14 protein-coding genes are annotated in these 16,892 nt (G+C 63.3%); 5 read left to right on the top strand and 9 right to left on the bottom strand.

All coding sequences use genetic code 11. The features are described from left to right. Positions 1–79 precede the first annotated feature (79 nt). The gene (locus AC1DD7_RS00070; RefSeq protein WP_477513256.1) at positions 80–664 is read left to right on the top strand and encodes a carboxymuconolactone decarboxylase family protein; all 585 of its coding nucleotides are present in this window, start codon (positions 80–82) and stop codon (positions 662–664) included. Here the strand turns inward: AC1DD7_RS00070 and AC1DD7_RS00065 are convergent. The 7 genes from AC1DD7_RS00065 to AC1DD7_RS00035 all read right to left on the bottom strand — a co-directional run bounded on the left by AC1DD7_RS00065 (position 652) and on the right by AC1DD7_RS00035 (position 11,424). Continuing rightward, complete coding sequence (locus AC1DD7_RS00065; RefSeq protein ID WP_477513543.1) at positions 652–1,908, bottom strand: MFS transporter; 1,257 nt, start codon at positions 1,906–1,908, stop codon at positions 652–654. The two genes, AC1DD7_RS00070 and AC1DD7_RS00065, sit on opposite strands and share 13 nt — an antisense overlap. A gap of 116 nt (positions 1,909–2,024) precedes the next feature. Further along, a complete protein-coding gene (locus AC1DD7_RS00060) occupies positions 2,025–3,221 on the bottom strand; it encodes a VWA domain-containing protein (RefSeq protein WP_477513255.1) in 1,197 nt (398 codons plus the stop codon). Then, a complete protein-coding gene (locus AC1DD7_RS00055) occupies positions 3,218–5,467 on the bottom strand; it encodes a DUF5682 family protein (protein WP_477513254.1) in 2,250 nt (749 codons plus the stop codon). The genes AC1DD7_RS00060 and AC1DD7_RS00055 overlap by 4 nt, the downstream gene beginning before the upstream one ends. Before the next feature lie 3 nt (positions 5,468–5,470). Continuing rightward, positions 5,471–6,577 carry an ATP-binding protein gene (locus tag AC1DD7_RS00050; protein ID WP_477513253.1) on the bottom strand — a complete coding sequence of 369 codons (1,107 nt, stop codon included), beginning with the start codon at positions 6,575–6,577 and terminating at the stop codon, positions 5,471–5,473. Then, positions 6,574–8,034, bottom strand: coding sequence for a DUF5691 domain-containing protein (locus AC1DD7_RS00045; protein WP_477513252.1), 1,461 nt, complete (start codon positions 8,032–8,034; stop codon positions 6,574–6,576). Before AC1DD7_RS00045 ends, AC1DD7_RS00050 begins: the two co-directional genes overlap by 4 nt. Continuing rightward, positions 8,031–9,329: an SWIM zinc finger family protein gene (locus AC1DD7_RS00040; protein ID WP_477513251.1), complete on the bottom strand. Its 1,299-nt coding sequence runs from the start codon at positions 9,327–9,329 to the stop codon at positions 8,031–8,033. Before AC1DD7_RS00040 ends, AC1DD7_RS00045 begins: the two co-directional genes overlap by 4 nt. A gap of 106 nt (positions 9,330–9,435) precedes the next feature. Beyond that, on the bottom strand, positions 9,436–11,424 hold the full coding sequence (locus AC1DD7_RS00035; protein ID WP_477513250.1) for an FAD-binding monooxygenase: 1,989 nt from the start codon (positions 11,422–11,424) through the stop codon (positions 9,436–9,438). 181 nt (positions 11,425–11,605) lie between these two features. Between AC1DD7_RS00035 and AC1DD7_RS00030 the strand changes: the two genes are divergently transcribed. Together AC1DD7_RS00030 and AC1DD7_RS00025 are read left to right on the top strand one after the other, a co-directional pair. Beyond that, the gene (locus tag AC1DD7_RS00030; RefSeq protein WP_477513249.1) at positions 11,606–12,553 is read left to right on the top strand and encodes a 5'-3' exonuclease; all 948 of its coding nucleotides are present in this window, start codon (positions 11,606–11,608) and stop codon (positions 12,551–12,553) included. Positions 12,554–12,692: 139 nt separating this feature from the next. After that, positions 12,693–13,250 carry a hypothetical protein gene (locus AC1DD7_RS00025; protein WP_477513248.1) on the top strand — a complete coding sequence of 186 codons (558 nt, stop codon included), beginning with the start codon at positions 12,693–12,695 and terminating at the stop codon, positions 13,248–13,250. Positions 13,251–13,373: 123 nt separating this feature from the next. On the opposite strand, the gene AC1DD7_RS00020 is transcribed toward AC1DD7_RS00025, so the two are convergent. Beyond that, entirely contained in the window at positions 13,374–14,462 is a 1,089-nt protein-coding gene (locus AC1DD7_RS00020) for a fatty acid desaturase family protein (protein WP_477513247.1), read from the bottom strand. A gap of 184 nt (positions 14,463–14,646) precedes the next feature. Between AC1DD7_RS00020 and AC1DD7_RS00015 the strand changes: the two genes are divergently transcribed. Both AC1DD7_RS00015 and AC1DD7_RS00010 read left to right on the top strand, forming a co-directional pair. Next, the gene (locus AC1DD7_RS00015; protein WP_477513246.1) at positions 14,647–15,066 is read left to right on the top strand and encodes a YciI family protein; all 420 of its coding nucleotides are present in this window, start codon (positions 14,647–14,649) and stop codon (positions 15,064–15,066) included. A 48-nt stretch (positions 15,067–15,114) separates the two neighbouring features. Further along, complete coding sequence (locus AC1DD7_RS00010) at positions 15,115–16,377, top strand: RNA polymerase sigma factor (protein ID WP_477513245.1); 1,263 nt, start codon at positions 15,115–15,117, stop codon at positions 16,375–16,377. A gap of 53 nt (positions 16,378–16,430) precedes the next feature. Here AC1DD7_RS00010 and AC1DD7_RS00005 read toward each other — a convergent pair. Continuing rightward, positions 16,431–16,892 (bottom strand): HNH endonuclease signature motif containing protein (locus tag AC1DD7_RS00005; protein WP_477513244.1); only part of this gene is annotated, 462 nt, incomplete at its 5' end.

Here is a 16,892-nt window from a genome sequence, read left to right as displayed (position 1 = left end):
CGGTGAAGCCTCACTCTCTCATTCCGAGGGACCTGCCGCCTCATTTACATTCCCCTGACCGGGGACCAGAATAGCGCCCATGTCCATTCTCAAGGTGCAATCCGAGTCCGAGGCCACAGGTCTGACCGCCGAAATCTACCAAGCCGATCTGCAGTCGATGGGCTACGTTCCGAGCCATACAAAGGCCATGAGCATAAACCCGGAGGCATACAAGGCGTGGCAGTCGCTGGTTAAGGCAATCGTCTCATCGCTGGGTCTGCGACGATACGAACTTGTGACGCTCGCGGCCGCCCAGGCTATTGGGTCCTCCCACTGCCGGTTGGCCCATGGGAAGAAAACGTTGGCCATCATTGATGAGGAGCAACTGCTCGCTGTTGCCCGGGACTACAGGGATGCCGGGCTGCCACCTGAGGAAGTCGCGATGATGGACTACGCGGTCAAGCTCAGCACCAATGCGGCTGCAATGAACGACGACGACACTCAGCGCCTTCGCGATGTGGGCTTCAGCGACCGGGAGATTGCCGACATCACCCTGGCTGCCACCGCCAGGAACTACTTCAGCCGCGCGCTTCTTGCCTTGGCCGTGGACCTCGATGTGCCTCCAGGGGTGACCGCGGAGCTTCAGGACGCCTTGTTGACGCCACTTCCGGTTCAAGGTGACTGAACGGCTTCGGTGTTGGCACGGTCTGCGGATGCCCCCTGCCTACGGCTGGCCAGCAGGAACGGCACGGAAATGAGCTCAATAATGCCCGCGATGGCCAGCGAGGCCGGGTAGCCGTAGAGGTCCGCGCCACGGCCAAGGAGCGGCTGCACAACCACTCCGCCGCTGGATCCCATGAGCGAATCAAAGCTCAGGACCGTGGCGCGCTGCTTCGAGGGGATCATGTCATTGACGTAGGCCTGCCGGACGGGAGTTGCCGCGGATCCCACCACGGCCCAGAATGCCAGCAGCACCAGGGCCACCCAAAAGACACGGGTGAAGCCGAGGACCACCAGGATCACGAATCCTGCCAGACCACCAAGGATCAGCACCGAGGTTCGTTTATGGAACAAACGCCGGGCATGTGGAGCGAGCCAACCGCCCAGGATTTGCGAGCCCGCCACGATCGCGGCGGCGAGGCCCGCAATGGAATAGGCCCTCGGGTCGCCATACAGGTCAAGAAGGAATGGCTGCAGGGCGTAAAACACATAGATCCCGACGCCGGCACTAAAGGGAGCGGCCAGCATGACGTATCGGACGGGCGGGTTTTTCAGGCCGTTCTCGATCGAGGCAGAGAGTACTGCACGGGTGGCCCGAAGGGGGTGGGTGGACCGCTCAGGTGAGAACCCGACGTCGTGCATTAACCCGAACGCAACGGCGAACATGGCAACCAGAACGAAAACCCGAATGAGGAACGGGACACCAAGGTTGGTGGCTTGGGCGATCACCCCACCTGCCACGGAACCCAGCAGCATCGCCACACCCTGCACCATCTGGCCGCGGCCCAGAACAGTTTCAAGGCCGCCCTCATAGCCGGAGAAGCGCAAGGCATCCACCAGCCAGGCTTCCACGGCTCCGGAGAAGAACGTGAAGCCGAGGCCAAGGAGCACCGACACAACTGCCCACATCCAAAACGGTGCGGAAATCTGCCACAGCACGTAGTACAAGTAGGTGGACGCAGCCAGCGTGATCGTACCAAGGAGGAATGACGTGCGGCGGCCCCAGCCGTCCGCGATGACGCCTGTGGGAACCTCGAAAAGGACCATGCCCGCTGTGAAGAAAGCGTTGGCGGCGAAGGCCTCAAGGTTGCTCAAGCCGGCATCCAGCAGGAAAAGCGTGTTGATACCCCAGATGAAGGAAGCTGCCACCGTGTTGCCCAGCGTCAGCGTGAGATAGACACGTTGAATCTTTCTGGCGGCGTCGTTCATCGTGTCGCCGCCAGCGCTGGCAGGGGTGACCACAAGCCCATTCTCGTCCCCTTGCCCGGCCTCCGCCAGAGCTAGGGACCAGGGCCAGCGGGAAGAGTTTTCGACGTCCCGGTTTGCTAAGTCCCGTGTGTCGTTGGAATATCCTGGGACGCTGCCCACTCGCTGACGTCCCGGCGCTCGATGGCCGCCGCCATCATCTCCGGAAACAGGTCCGGCGTGCAGGCAAAAGCCGGCACACCAATGCCGGCCAGGGCTGCGGCGTGGCTGGAGTCGAAGGAAGGATGACCACTGTCGCTCAGGGCCAACAGGGCGATCATGGTGGTTCCCGCCCCAACGATCGATGCGGCACGGCGCAGCATCTCCTCCGCTATCCCTCCTTCGTAGAGGTCACTGATCAGCACCAGGATGGTCTCGGTCGGCTTGGTGATCTGGTCCTGGCAGTATGCGAGGGCACGGTTGATGTCGGTACCACCCCCGAGTTGCACCCCAAACAGCACATCCACGGGATCATCCAGGTCCTCGGTCAGATCAACCACTTCGGTATCGAAGACCACCAAACGGGTGCTCACGGACCGCAGTGAACTGAGCACTGCACCGAAGACGCTTGAGTACACCACGGATTCCGCCATGGATCCTGATTGGTCGATGCACAAGATGATCTCCCGCTGGATCTCCGTGCTGCGACGGGCATGGCCATGGAGTTGTTCGGGCACAACCGTCCGGTATTCAGGCTGGTAATGCTTAAGGTTGGCCGCAATGGTCCTGTTCCAGTCAATATCCCTGTGCCGTGGACGCCTGGTCCGGGCGGACCGGTTCAGCGCCCCCGAGACAGCCTGGACGGTCTTGGCACGCAAACGATCCTCAAGATCCTTCGTCACCTGGCGAACCACAGACCTAGCTGTCTCGCGCGACTGCTCGGGGATGACCCTGCCCAGGCCAACAAGCGTGCTTACCAGACCGATATCCGCTTGGACGGTGCGCAACATTTCGGGTTCAAGGAGCAATTGCCTCAGCCCCAGCCGGTCCATAGCGTCAGCCTGCATCACCTGGACCACGGAAGAGGGGAAATATCCGCGGATATCTCCAAGCCACCGCGCCACACGCGGACTCGACGCCCCGAGCCCACCGCGTCGAGTGGAGCCCTCGCCATACAGCTCCTCAAGAGCTTGGTCGCGCTTTGCATCATCGGCCGCGAGCTGCACGCGCTCGCCGTCGGCTGTTGAGATGCCGTCTGCTTCGTTGCCGCCCAGCAGCAGACGCCAGCGGCCCAGCCGGTCGCGCCCCCGATCCTCCTCGGAGTTGGCATCTGTCATGCGATCTCCTCCCATCCGAGGATTCGGGCCATCGTTCTAACGGCCGGACCTGCAACAGCCAGGTCAACGCTTGTAGCTGCTGTGGTGTCCCGCGCGGCCGCATGGCTCAGCTGTTCGCCGATCTCGCGCCGCTCAGGGCGGCTGAACGCCGAGAACGTCCTGCGCAGGAGCGGCAGCACGTCCTCGAAAACCTCATCCTGGACGCCATCCACCCACTCATCCACAATCTGAAGGAGACGGCGGTCATGGATCAGCAGTGTGGCATCGCCGGACAGAAGTCCGTCCAACCAGGCGGCGGCCTCGGGAGCCGGGGCAGCGACAGACAAGCGGCGGCTTAGCCTGGCCGCAACGTCGTCGGCGTCCACCAGTCCGGCGTCCAGCAGGAGCCGTAGAGCGCGACCCGCCACGGAGCCGTGGATTCGGTCCGAGTGTGCCACTGCAGCCAGCGCCGCATGCCAATCCTCCAAAGGCAAGTCTGGTAGCAAGGACAGCCCGTCCTGGGCTGAATTGATCGCCTGGCGCATGAGAGTGGCAGCGTCGTCGTCCAAAGCTGCGCATGCTGTGGGCAGACCCACGTAGGCGCGCACAACAGTGGCTTCCAGGATCTTTCGAACATCGCTCACGTCCACTCCGCGCACGTTTCCGTACCGGCATGTGCGGGCAAGAGGGGCAATGGTTTCCAGGAGGGGCGGAACGTCCTGCTGCAGCGCGGTTCGCTCGGCAAGGGCAGCCACGACGCCGGCAACACCGTCAGGGAGGTCCGCGAGCAGACAGTTTGCCAGCAGTTCGCTGAGGACAGGAAGGCTATCGGCGGCCTGGGCTTCTTCGGTCACAAACGCCGCCGCGGCGGAGGCAACTGTTGTGCCGTAGCGGCTGGCTTCCACCAAGGACAAGGCGAGTTCAGGTTTCCAGAGAAGGGTCCAGGCTTCCTTGAACGTGCCTGTGGTCCGGCCTGTGTCAGTGGGCACGCCCCAGTCAACTCCCAGCAGTGCCAGGCGATGGAGCAGTACGGACCGCGCCAGCTGGTTGGGTTTTCGCAGGTCCAGGACCATGACCTCTTCCATGGCGCTGGCCCTCATCCTCAAGGTGCGTTGGGTAGCGGCGAGGTCGGCCGCCAGCGGGAGCGTGGGCACGGAGTCGGGCACGCTGCCCAAATCCCGCCCAACAGTCAGTTCGCGATGAATCAAGGCCAAAGGCAGGGGAGAGCCATCGCAAAGTACGGACTGTGCAGCGTCGTCCAGTTCCGGTAACCCCGGGCTTGGCCTCCCGCGGATGGCGGCGAGGGTCTTTGCCATCCGGCTCGCTTCCACCACGGAGGCCGTCGAGGCGTCCAGGTTTTCCTTGCGCAAAGCCCGGGCAACCCGAACCAGCCACGTGGTAGATACATCAACGCCCGGATCCTGGGCCATCCAGTGCGCGAACAAATGTTGATACCAGCCTGGCGCCGTAACACCTGCACCGTAGCCGCTGCGCAGGCTGAGCCGGTCCGAGGTCCATGGAACCCACGTGGCGGCCACCTTGGCCTTGGGCAAGCCGGCGAGTACTTTGTTATCCGCGGAAACGGAGGGAAAGCCAGCGGGCACCAGTGCTGGTGCATGGTAGGCACCGCAAACTACGGCGATACTCCCATGTCCTTCACGAATGGCTGCCCTCAGGATCCGCCGCATTGCCGCTTCCCGGCGGTGGTTCTCCACGACGTCCGGATGATCGGGGGATCGATCATCCAGTGCCCGGATTTCGGCGATGGCATCAATCAAGGCCTCGAAGCGCTCCACGGGGCTTGAGTTGCGGTGCTCTACCGCATCCTCCCACCAGCGCTCGGCATCGCTGTACCCGGCAGCTTCCGCCAGGATGCCGATTGCGTCCGGTCGGTACGGCTGATCAGACGGAGTGGAAATCGACTCAGCGGCTTCGGCAGCTACCTTGAGTCCGAACGTGTTCGCAGCTGGCAGATCGATGGCCTGCACCGGGGTCCCCGTGGACAGCGCCCAACGGATGGCCACCCATTCGGGTGAGAAGCTGGCCATGGGGTAGAAAGAAGCCAACCGCGGCTCGTCCACTGCGTAGATGAGTCCAGCAACGGGAGGAACCATCCCTGGATCGGTGATGAGCGCAATGACTTGGTCGAGCTCAGGCGGGCCCTCCACGAGCACCAGATCGGGGCGCAGGGTAGCCAACGCTTCGGCCACCGAGTGTGCCGAGCCGGGTCCGTGGTGCCGGATCCCCAGGATGTGAACGTCAGTCATCGCCTAGTTCGTCGACTCAAGGTCACGGCAAGCCCGGTAGAGGTCCTTCCACTCCGGTCGATTCCGCACCACCGTCTCCAGGTACTCCTGCCAGATCACCCTGTCCTGCACCGGGTCCTTGATCACCGCACCCACCAAGCTCGCCGCGACGTCGTCCGCCCGGACGGTTCCGTCGCCGAAGTGGGCTGCGAGGGACAGCCCATTGGTCATCACGGAAATGGCCTCGGCTGTGGAAAGGGTGGCTGACGGGGATTTGATGGTGGTGCGCTGATCCTGCGTGACCCCTGCACGCAGTTCCCGCATGACGGTCACTACCCTGCGGATTTCGGAGAGGGCCGCCAAGTCCGCCGGAAGCTCCAGAGCCTCGCCCAAGCTGCGCACACGGGTTGTCACGATCTCCACCTCCTGATCGATGGTGTCCGGAAGCGGCAAGACCACGGTATTAAAGCGGCGGCGGAGTGCGGAGGAGAGCTCGTTGACGCCTTTGTCGCGGTTGTTCGCGGTGGCGATCACGTTGAATCCTTTGCGGGCCTGCACTTCGTCGTTGAGTTCCGGGATGGGCAGGGTCTTCTCGCTGAGGATGGTGATGAGGGAATCCTGGACATCGGAGGGGATGCGAGTGAGTTCTTCCACGCGCACCAGGCTTCCCGCCTCCATTGCACGCATCACAGGTCCCGGAACCATGGCTGCCCGTGAGGGACCTTCGGCGAGTAGCCGTGCGTAATTCCACCCGTACCGAAGCGCTTCTTCAGGGGTTCCCGCCGTGCCCTGGACCACCAAGGTGGACGCGCCCGAAATAGCCGCGGCCAAGTGCTCGCCAAGCCATGTCTTCGCAGTTCCCGGCACACCCAACAGCAGCAGGGCCCGGTCCGTAGCAAGGGAAGCTACAGCGATTTCCACCAAGCGCTCCTGGCCCAGGTATTTCGGCGTGATCACGGCGCCGTTGGGCAGGGTGCCGCCCAGGATGTAGGTGGTGACTGCCCATGGAGAGAGCCTCCAACTGGGTGGCCGGGGCCGGTCGTCAACCGCCGCCAACACACTCAGTTCATCGGCGTAAGCATTTTCGGCGTGAGCCCGCAGAATATCGGTTCCGTTTGGAGCATCTGTCATTGGAAGGCCTCCGTGAGGGATTGTCGGAATGCTTGGTATTGAACAGCGTCGCGGAGCACCCGGCGCCGGGCAGCGTCCTCGTCTGAACGCTCCAGAAGGCGTCGGCACTGTTCGGCGGCCTCCGGCGGCAGCGCAGTTGGCACCACTTGCGCCAGCATGGCCGCCAATTGGCCGCCGTTCTTGCCGGCAATCAGCACGAGCAGCGCATCAGCCAACCCCAAACCCCACGGCTGGGGCAGATCCCGCAACAGCGGAACCAGGGTCAGGGGCTGGTCAATGCCATTGCGGATGTACGCTTCCAGCCACTGCTCCCGCTCACCAGGGGGAAGGCAACCCAGCAGCCGCACGTCGGTCCGGACGGTCAGCAGCGCGCGGATCCACTCAAGGTCCTTCCGGCTCACCGCAGCTGTGATGAGGCCCTCCAGGACCCGGGCCTCTGGTTTCAGGAGCTCCACAGCTGCGGCCGGGCTGCGGCCGGACACGGACGTCCACACCTCCAGCGGTGCACCCCTGATGATGGTGTCCAATCGCACCAGTCTGTCAGGTTCACCACCGCGTTGGTTGGACGGGATCCCGTCGCGTAAAGCTTGCTCATCCGGATCCGGGGGAAGGTCGATATCGATCCGCTTGGCCAACAGCCCCTTCAGGTGCAGCAGGGGAAGCAGCCGGGCAGCCATGCGCCCGGCACGGAGACTGCCAGGGAGTCGGTCCAACAATCCGATTGCTACCTCGCGCACGCTCTTGGCTTTGTCGTCCAAGGCGCGTTCCAACAACTCCTCGTCATCATTGCCCAGGTTCGTGGCCAACAGGGCCAGATGATTTGCTCGTTCCCGGGCGCTGAGGGCATCCCACTGAGTCGCCAGCCTCTCGCGTGCAGCCGCAGGGTCACTCCTTCGGAGACGTTCGAGTCCGGCCGCGGCGAGTTCGATTCCGGGCTCTGACGATTCAGCGGCGGGCTTCGGAACCGATGTTTTTGAGCGACTTTGAAGCCAGCGGCCGCGGGTTCCGATGGCTGGCTCCAAGCGCCTGAAGACAGCTGCTTTAGTTTCTGCCAACCCGAACAGCGCCGGAAGCAGGCGGTGCGGGACCCGGCGTCGTGATTCTTCTGCCAACCGCAGCCAGTCCACCACCAGTTGGTTCCTCAACTCCAGTCCGACGGGCGGTTGGGTGAGCAGGAGTTCCAGCAGCCGGGCAGCTTCACCGGCGGCCTGCGGCTCTGGATCAAGCGGCGCCGGCAGCGGCCGAGTAGCGGCAGGCGCCTGGGCGGGCGTGCGGGACGCGCGGATGACGACATCCGCCATGGCAGCCTGGTCCAGCACCTCTTCCTCACGGGACAAGCCCTCAGGAGGGCGCGCGGTCAGCCAGGCTGGGGGAGATGGCGCGGCATGCCGGCCTGTTCCTACGAGCGCGGCAGTGCGTAGCCCGTCCAACCATGTCAGCTCGTCCAACCACGTCATGGAGTCACCACCGCGTCACCGACGACGACGGTCAGCGGCCGCACGCGGCCATCCTCGAGTTCGCCGAAAATATCTACCGGACGGCCGCCTGTGAGTGCCAGCAGCGAATCGAGGGGAGCATCCATCAAGGGAAGCGCATTACCGTTCTCCTCCACGAGCCAACCGTAGTCTTCAGACAGGACGGTGACACGGGCCAACAGCACAGGCTGCCGGTCGCGCCACGGTGAGCGGGCAACAGCGGCTGACTGCTGCTCGAGGGCCTGGGCGATGGTGCAGCCAGGACCAAGGCTGGTGGCCAGTCCCTGGGAATCAACGGGACTGGTGAACATGGCACGCTGCGGCGCCGAGCCGGGGTAGCGGGCAACCGAGACCCCCAACAGGGCGCCAGCGAGTTGAGGCGTCGCGAGCCCTTGGCCCTGCCCGGCAAAATCCAGGATGACCACCACCGTGCCATCGGGACCCCGGAGCCAGGTCCGCTGCTGTTGGAGCCGACCGTCGTCGCTTCGATGGGCTCCCAGTACCAGCCATGGGCCCGGCAATGCCTCAGTATCCTTGACGTCGGCTGATGCAGTGGCCCAACCGACGGCCGCTTTGACATCTGCAAATTCCTCGGCGGACAACGTCTCCCGTGCGGCCCAGGCTTTGGTCAGCGCCCACCAGCGGCCTGCATGGAGCAACAGATGGTCTGCCCAGTCGGTCCTGCCGTGGACTTCCGAAGCCATGGTCCGCACTTGTTCGGCGAGGCCTGGCAACTGGGAGTCGACCAATCGGGCCGCCACACCGTCCCACCAGGAGTAGGGCTGGTTGCGGGCGGCGGCAAGCCCGGTCCGGATCAAGTCGGTCAGCCAGCGGGCGAAGTCTGCGATTCCGGCATCCATGAGTGTTTGGCGCTCAGCGAGGCGCTTGGCCTGCGCTTCGGGATCCGATGCCTCCCCTGACTGCCGGCGATCCTTGGCGTTGGCACGTTCTGCGCGTTGCCCTGCCCATTCCTGCGCGAAGTCCGCCGGCTCGGTCGAAGCCTCTGCTGCCTCGCCCCTGGCCCAGAGAAGAAGCAGTGCAAGGGCGTGTTTGCAGGGAAATTTTCGGCTGGGACATGAGCATCGGTAGGCAGGGGCGACGATGTCCACGCTTACTTGATAGGGCGTTTTTCCGCTGCCTTGGCATTTGCCCCAAACCAGGACGTCGTTGCTCCCCGAGTCCGACCACGGGCCGGGATGTGCCAGTTTCCGCGCCGCTGCCAAAGACGATGCGTCGGGGGCGGCGTTGATGACTCTCTCTTCGCTCCAACGCCCCATGAGGGATATTCTGCCTGACACCTGCGACGCTTTGGGAGAGCGCCGTGGCGGCGGGGCGAATTTGCTGCCGGGAGCCTGGTTCCGCTCCCGGCAGTTGCATCCATCCTTACGCCTGGTGGCTGACCAGATCGGCGTCTGTGGTGTTCGACTTTTCCCGCTGCCCGGAATGCACTGTCGCCCCGGAATGCACGGTGGCCCGGGAATGCACTGTGTCCCCGGAATGCACGGTGGCGAAGAACGAGCCGAGCTCCGCCGTCGCGGTCAGGGGCAGTACGTTCGCGACGTACTGGTCCGGGCGGACGACCACCACTACGCCGTTCCGGCTGAGGCCGCGCAGCTCGAAGATGTCCGCGTTGGGGTCGGTGCCGAAGACCTTCTCGAGGTAGGTGAGTTTGAACGGTCCAACGGTGGGTTTGAACGCCGCGGGGACGGCGTTGATGTCCACGTTGGTGTGGTCCTGCTGGTAGATCACCTTCACGTCGAACCAGGCGTCGCGGTCAGCGTCCGACGGCGTCGCGGCCAGCGGCGAGTCCGGCGAGTTCGCGATCCACTGGGCAAAGTCCGCCACCGGGCCCTCGGCGCCTGCCGGTGCGGCGTCGGCGAAAACGTAGATCCGCCAGCGCCCATCCGCTTTCGCATGGTGTCCGAGGTGCATCGGGTTGGTGTCGCAGACCCGTTGGACGGGCGCGGATTTGAAGCGCTTGCCGATCGGGAAGCCGGCTGCGAGTTCCTGGTGCTGCGCTTCGGCCACGAGCATCGACGGGGCGTACTGGGTCATGAAACCGGCAGGGAACTCGGCGGTGCTGGTGTAGAAAGTCTCCAATTCTGCGGGGTCTTCGAACTCTTCGGGTTTCTTGGCCATCAGGGTGGACCATTGCTTGTCGAAGTCGATCAGGTTCTTCGCCACCACCTGGCGTTCGGCGGAGTAGGTGTCCAGCAGGGACTCGGGGCTGCGGCCTTCCAGGACGTGCCCGAGTTTCCAGCCGATGTTGAAGCCGTCCTGCATGGAAACGTTCATGCCCTGCCCGGCCTTCGCACTGTGCGTGTGGCACGCATCTCCGGTGATGAACACCCGTGGGCTCCGTGTGCCGCGTTCCTCCGGCAGGACGTCGTCGAACCTGTCCGTGAGCCGGTGGCCTACCTCGTAAACGCTGTGCCAGGCGACGTTGCGGACATCCAGCGTGTACGGGTGCAGGATGTCGTTGGCTTTTTGGATGATCTGCTCGATGGTCGTTTTCCGCACGGCGCCGTGATCCTCGGGCTTAACCTCACCCAGGTCCACGTACATGCGGAACAGGTGGCCGCCCTCGCGGGGGATCAGCAGGATACTGCCTCCCGCGCCGGACTGGATAGCGCATTTGGTGCGGATGTCCGGGAAGTCCGTGACGGCCAGGACGTCCATGACACCCCAGGCGTGGTTGGCCTGGTCACCTGCGAGGTGGCACCCGATGGACTCGCGGACCTTGCTGCGCGCACCATCGGCACCGACGACGTACTTGGCACGGATGACCCTCTCCTGGCCTTCGTTGGGTCCGGAGGTGTGGGCGAGAGTGACAGTGACCGGGTAGTCACCAACACCAGTGACCTGGAGACTGCGGAATTCGTAGCCGTAGTCCGGAGTCATGCGCGTCGGTGAGTTGGCCATGAATTCCGCGAAGTAGTCCAGCACGCGGGCCTGGTTCACGATCAGGTGCGGGAATTCGCTGATGCCCGTGGGGTCATCCACCGCCCGGGCCGCTCGCACAATGCGCGTGTGGTCAGCGGGGTCCGGCTTCCAGAACGCCATTTCGGTGATGCGGTAGGCCTCCGCGGTAATGCGTTCGGCGAACCCGAAAGCCTGGAAGGTCTCGACGCTGCGGGCCTGGATGCCGTCGGCCTGACCGATCGCCAGACGCCCGGGCCGGCGCTCAATAATACGCGTCGTGATATCCGGGAACTGGGCCAGTTGCGCCGCCGTCAGCATCCCCGCAGGGCCGGTGCCCACGATGAGAACGTCAACTTCATCAGGAAGCTCGGCCGGGCGGTTGATTCCGACGCCGGCGGCCGGCTCAACTCGAGGGTCACCGGATACGTAACCGTGGTGGTGGAACTGCACGGGCTTTCCTCACTTCTTTGTGGGTCTAAATTCTGAGGTGTTCTATAGTTGAACAGCTTGTTCTATTATCGCTCACATCATCGTAATGCGGCTCACAGTGCGGATCAAGTCTTTGTCCGCCCGCCGACGAGGTTTGGCCCAGGTTCACTATGATTCCGGGCAGGGCGTGTCAGGATCAGGTATGCCTCGACTCATGCTCCTGGACACTGCCTCCTTGTATTTCCGCGCCTTCTACGGTGTTCCGGACTCCATCCGCCGCGCCGACGGCACACCCGTCAACGCCGTCCGTGGCCTGATGGACATGATTGCCCGCCTCACCACGGAGTACGAAGCGACCCACGTGGTCGCTTGCTGGGACAACGACTGGCGCCCGAAATGGCGGGTTGAGCTGATCCCCAGCTACAAGGCCCACAGGGTGGCCGAAATCGTGCCGGTGGGCCCCGACGTCGAAATCGTTCCCGATCCTCTCGAAGTGCAGATCCCGCTGATCCGCCACGTGCTGGACCTTGCAGGCATTGCTGTGGTGGGCGTCGATGAGCATGAAGCTGACGATGTTGTGGGCACGTATGCCAGCCAGGCGCAGCTGCCCACTGATGTGGTCACGGGTGACCGGGACCTTTTCCAACTCGTAGACGATGATCGGGACGTCCGCGTCATCTACACCGCCCGTGGCATGAAGAATCTCGAGGTGGTCACCGACGTCGTCGTCGTTGGAAAGTACCGCGTGCTGCCGCAACAGTACGCCGACTACGCCACGCTGCGCGGCGATTCATCCGACGGCCTGCCGGGCGTTGCCGGCATCGGCGAGAAAACGGCCGCGTCCCTGCTCGCGGAATACGGCTCCCTTGAGGGCCTCCTGGAGGCAGCAGAGGATCCCGACGGCGGACTGTCCAGTTCCGTACGCGCCAAACTTGCCACGGCGGCCGAGTACCTCAAGGTGGCGCCCGCCGTCGTCAATGTGGTTCGCGACTTGAAGGTGCCCACCCTTGAGGAGGCAGCCGCCCAGCTGCGCCCCGTGACAGGCGAGGCGCGCGCTGAGCTTGAGCGCTTGGCTACTGAGTGGAACCTGGGCGGTTCAGTCAAGCGATTGCTTGCGGCCTTGGACACCCAACCGCACCTTCACAGCTGATTGACAGCTTCAGAACAGCGTGGGCTTGGGTGATCAACTCATTGTAGTAACAGGACGGTGTTACAGATCGTCTGGAAGTTACCAGCCGTTCGGACGGCTCAGCAGCCGTTACGGCGGCGGCAGATTGAGGAGAGGCACCATGTCAAAGACCAAGAGAATCACGCTGGGCATTACAGCCGGAGCGTTGGCGCTAGGTGCGGGGCTGGGTGTTACCAGCGTTGCTTCAGCCACCACGACGCCGACGCCGACGCCGAGCGCAACGTCGTCAGCCGATGCCACCACGCCCCCACAGGGCCACGGAAGGCCTGGAGGCCACGGCCCCGATCGTGGTCAGCTCGCAGCGGACCTTGCCGCCAAGTTGGGAGTGGACGAAGCCAAGGTCACCGACGCGTTGAAGGCCTTCAGAGAAGCGAATAAGCCCACCACTCCACCAACTCAAGGCACCGAAGGAACCAAGCCGGACCGGACGGCGCAGGAAGCAGCCTTGGCCAAGTCCCTGGCCGCAGCACTGGGCATCGATGAATCCAAGGTCACTGCCGCCTTGGAAGAAATCCGCACTGCCGCCCAGGAGGAGCGAGCCGCTGCCCTTAAGACCAGGCTGGACAAGGCCGTCACGGACGGCAAACTCACACAGGCCGAGGCAGACGCCGTCACCAAAGCTGTTGAAGCCGGAGTTATCGGAGGCGGCGGCCACTAAGGCCCTGTAACCGCAGTAAGGAAATTACGACGCCAATACTTGGCAGCGAAGGATCCCCCGGACAGTTCGAGTAACAGTTCCGGGGGATCCTTCGTGTGGTCGCCCTTGTCACCAGCGGCGACCCTATCCGGGCCTGAACCTGTCCACGACAGGACACTCAAAGGGTTCGCCAGCGAAGAGTCCCACGTTGTTCAAGTACCTGACAACGATTGCGTAGGAAGCCGCCAGTGAGGTCTCCGTGTAAGGGATGTCCAGTTCCCGGCAACATTCCTTGACGATTCCGGAGGCACGCTGCAGGTAAGGCCTGGGCATGTCCGGGAAGAGGTGGTGTTCGATCTGCCGGTTCAGTCCGCCCATAAGTGCGTCAAGGAACCGTCCCCCGGAGATGTTCCGGGCAGTAAGGACCTGGCGTTTCAGGAAATCCGCCCTGCTGGACGCGGGCAGGATAGGCATGCCTTTGTGATTGGGTGCGAATGCGGCGCCCATATAGAAGCCGAAGACGCCTAATTGGACGCCAAGGAAGGCGAAGGCCATGCCCAGCGGCAGCAAAGAGAACACCAATACCGGCACCACGAGCAGACGCAGCAATATCACAGGGATTTCTACCCAGCGGTGATCCGCCTTTCGTTGGCGTAGCAAGTACTTCAACGAATCAACGTGCAGGCTCGCACCGAGGAAGAACAACAGGGGGAACAGCAGCCATCCCTGCTTCCGCGTAACACGCACCATTACTCCGCGCCGCGACGCCGCAGCCTCGGGATGGAAGGCGATGGCGCCCGTGTGGATATCAGGGTCCTTATCGATGACATTGGGGAAGTTGTGGTGGCGGGTATGCTTTTGGGCCCACATCGCATAACTGATTCCCACCAACCCTGTGCCAATGAGGCGTGCGGACCATTCATTCATGCTCTTGGATTTGAACACCTGGCGGTGGGCAGCCTCGTGTGCGAGAAACGCGAATTGAGTGAGGACAATGCCCATGCCGGCCGCGATCAGGAGCTGGAACCAGGTGTCCCGCAAGAGAAGAAAGCCACTCCATGTTCCGGCCCACGCGAGCATCAGAATCACGAAAACCGTGATGTAGAAACCCCGGCGCCGCTTCAGCAAGCCCGCACTCCGGACGGATTTCAGGAGGGCTGCATAAGAGTTGACCATCCGGGCGGCGGCACCGCGTTCCGGAAAAAAGTCATCGGAAGAGCGTGATGATGCCATGATGCCTCGAACCAGTCCGGTGGGAAAACACATCGTTTTCCCACTGTCCCCTCAGGATACGCCGGGGGTCTCTGGAAGGCCCCGGAAAATTCTTTTGAATGGTTGTCGATTTCGCCTCGCACTGTTCGACCCATGGATGAGAAGGTCGAAGGGCGACCTTCCACAACACAGGAGATTGAGTGCAATGGCCAAGTACATGCTGATCATGCGGGCAACCGACGAATCATTCGCCAAGTTCGAGAACATCGACTTCAACGAAATCCTCGAAGCGATGGGCAAGTTCAACGACGAACTGATCCGCGCTGGAGTGCTGCTGGCTGCTGAAGGACTGGACGATGCAAAGGAAAGCGTCGTGGTCGACTTCACCGGTGACACCCCGGTGGTCACTGATGGCCCGTACGGTGAAACGAAGGAACTGTTTGCCGGTTACTACATCCTGGATGTTGCATCCAAGCAGGAAGCAATCGAGTGGGCCAAGCGTGCTCCGATGACCGAGGGCACCAAGACCGAGATCCGACGGGTGACCAGCATCGACGAATTCCCCCAAGACAACGAATGGATCCAGAAGGAGCGGGCTTGGCGCGAGCAGACCGGACAGCTCTAGACCGGGCGCCACTGCTTTGGGGAGCACCTGCAGTGAGCAGCACCTGACGTGAGCAGCAACGAGGCAAGGGCCGCCGTCGAAGCGGTGTGGCGCAGCGAATCCGCCCGCATCGTCGGCGCCCTTGCCCGCTATACAGGAGACTTTCCACTGGCAGAGGACCTGGCACAGGAAGCACTCGCAGAGGCCCTCGTGTCGTGGTCCATCAATGGCGCACCTGCCGAGCCCGTGGGATGGCTCCTCACAGCGGGTCGTCGTCGTGCCATCGATGCTTTCCGGCGGCGGGCAGCCTTGGACGACAAATACGCGCTTCTGGCACGTGATCTCACAGAGAAAGAAGCCGGTGTGGATGCGCTGTTCAGCCCCCAGGCCATAGATGACGACGTCCTGGCCCTGATGTTCATTTCCTGCCACCCAGTGGTGTCCAAGGAGGCTCGGATTGCCATGACACTGCGCGTTGTGGGCGGCATGACCACGGATGAGATCGCGAAGGCATTCCTGGTCCCGGTGCCAACCATCCAGGCCCGCATCACCAGGGCCAAGAAGACTCTCGCCGCTGCCCGCATCCCGTTCGCAGTGCCCGAGGCCGATCAGGTTCCTGAGCGGCTTGGTTCGGTGCTGAATGTCCTCTACCTGATCTTCACTGAGGGGGCCTACGCTTCCGGAGGAGAAAACTGGATGCGCACCGAGCTGGCCAGTGAAGCACGACGACTTGCCCGGGTGCTGGTCCGCGTCGCGCCCGAACCCGAAGCATTCGGGCTGCTGGCACTGATGGAACTCACAGCCGCGCGATTCCCGGCGAGGCTCGACGCAGAGGGCCAGCCGGTCCTGCTGGAAGACCAGGATCGACGTCGATGGGATCAGTCAGCAATCCGGCGCGGACGCGCAGCACTTTCGACGGCGGTGGGTTCCGGCCGTGGACTCGGCGCCTACGGTCTCCAGGCTTCCATAGCCGAATGCCACGCTGTGGCGCATTCGGTGGCGGACACAGACTGGGATCGAATCGTGGTTCTGTACGAGGCGCTCGGACGACTCACGCCGTCGCCCATCATTGATCTGAACCGTGCCGTCGCCGTGTCCATGGCCTCTGGCCCTGCCGCCGGACTGGACCTCGTTGACGAATTGGCTGCCCGGGGTGAACTCAAGGGCTCGCATCTCTTGCCGGCGGTCAAGGGCGAGCTGCTGTCGCGGCTTGGCCGCCATGAAGAAGCGAGCGAGGCATTTCACCAGGCTCTTGAACTGTGCTCAAACGGCGCGGAACGTTTGGCCCTTGAACGGAAAATCAAGGACTTGCAACCCAGGCACCGCCAGTAAGCGCGCAATCGGGGGCCCTGCTGTACTAGCCATCAATATGCACCGGGGCACTCTTATGTTCTGAGGGGTGTGTGGTGGTGGTTGCGTCGTGGTGTTTGGTGGGGGTCGATGTGGGGTGGGGGAATGAACCAGGGAACCCCTGTTGTGATGTCGATGCGCCAGTTTTCTTTGTGGATGAGGTGGTGGTGGTGGCTGCAGAGCAGGGTGCCGTTATCGGTGGAGGTGGTGCCGCCGTGTGACCAGTAGGTGATGTGGTGGGCTTCGCACCAGGGGGCGGGCATGGTGCAGTCGGGGAAGGCGCAGCCGCCGTCGCGGGCGGTGATGGCTTTGCGGATGTGGGGCGGGAAGATCCGGGTGGTGCGGCCGATGTCCAGGACGCGGGAGTCGCTGCCGAGCAGGACGGGAAGGATGTCCGCGTCGCAGGCGATTTTGCGGATGGTGTTCGGGTGCATGGGGCCGACGAAGGTGGCGGTACCGGAGCTGAGCCGGGACTGTTGCGGATCAGGTCCAGTGGT

The organism is Paenarthrobacter sp. 10L412, from assembly GCF_056395565.1.
This window is presented reverse-complemented; position numbering and strand designations above follow the sequence as displayed.

Excerpts from the sequence above, each read along its gene's own strand:
- AC1DD7_RS00065 (WP_477513543.1), bottom strand. The coding sequence starts at position 1,908 with ATGAACGACGCCGCCAGAAAGATTCAACGTGTCTATCTCACGCTGACG.
- AC1DD7_RS00070 (WP_477513256.1), top strand. The coding sequence starts at position 80 with ATGTCCATTCTCAAGGTGCAATCCGAGTCCGAGGCCACAGGTCTGACC.
- AC1DD7_RS00055 (WP_477513254.1), bottom strand. The coding sequence starts at position 5,467 with ATGACTGACGTTCACATCCTGGGGATCCGGCACCACGGACCCGGCTCG.
- AC1DD7_RS00025 (WP_477513248.1), top strand. The coding sequence starts at position 12,693 with ATGTCAAAGACCAAGAGAATCACGCTGGGCATTACAGCCGGAGCGTTG.
- AC1DD7_RS00040 (WP_477513251.1), bottom strand. The coding sequence starts at position 9,329 with ATGGGGCGTTGGAGCGAAGAGAGAGTCATCAACGCCGCCCCCGACGCA.
- AC1DD7_RS00015 (WP_477513246.1), top strand. The coding sequence starts at position 14,647 with ATGGCCAAGTACATGCTGATCATGCGGGCAACCGACGAATCATTCGCC.
- AC1DD7_RS00030 (WP_477513249.1), top strand. The coding sequence starts at position 11,606 with ATGCCTCGACTCATGCTCCTGGACACTGCCTCCTTGTATTTCCGCGCC.
- AC1DD7_RS00020 (WP_477513247.1), bottom strand. The coding sequence starts at position 14,462 with ATGGCATCATCACGCTCTTCCGATGACTTTTTTCCGGAACGCGGTGCC.
- AC1DD7_RS00060 (WP_477513255.1), bottom strand. The coding sequence starts at position 3,221 with ATGACAGATGCCAACTCCGAGGAGGATCGGGGGCGCGACCGGCTGGGC.
- AC1DD7_RS00050 (WP_477513253.1), bottom strand. The coding sequence starts at position 6,577 with ATGACAGATGCTCCAAACGGAACCGATATTCTGCGGGCTCACGCCGAA.
- AC1DD7_RS00045 (WP_477513252.1), bottom strand. The coding sequence starts at position 8,034 with ATGACGTGGTTGGACGAGCTGACATGGTTGGACGGGCTACGCACTGCC.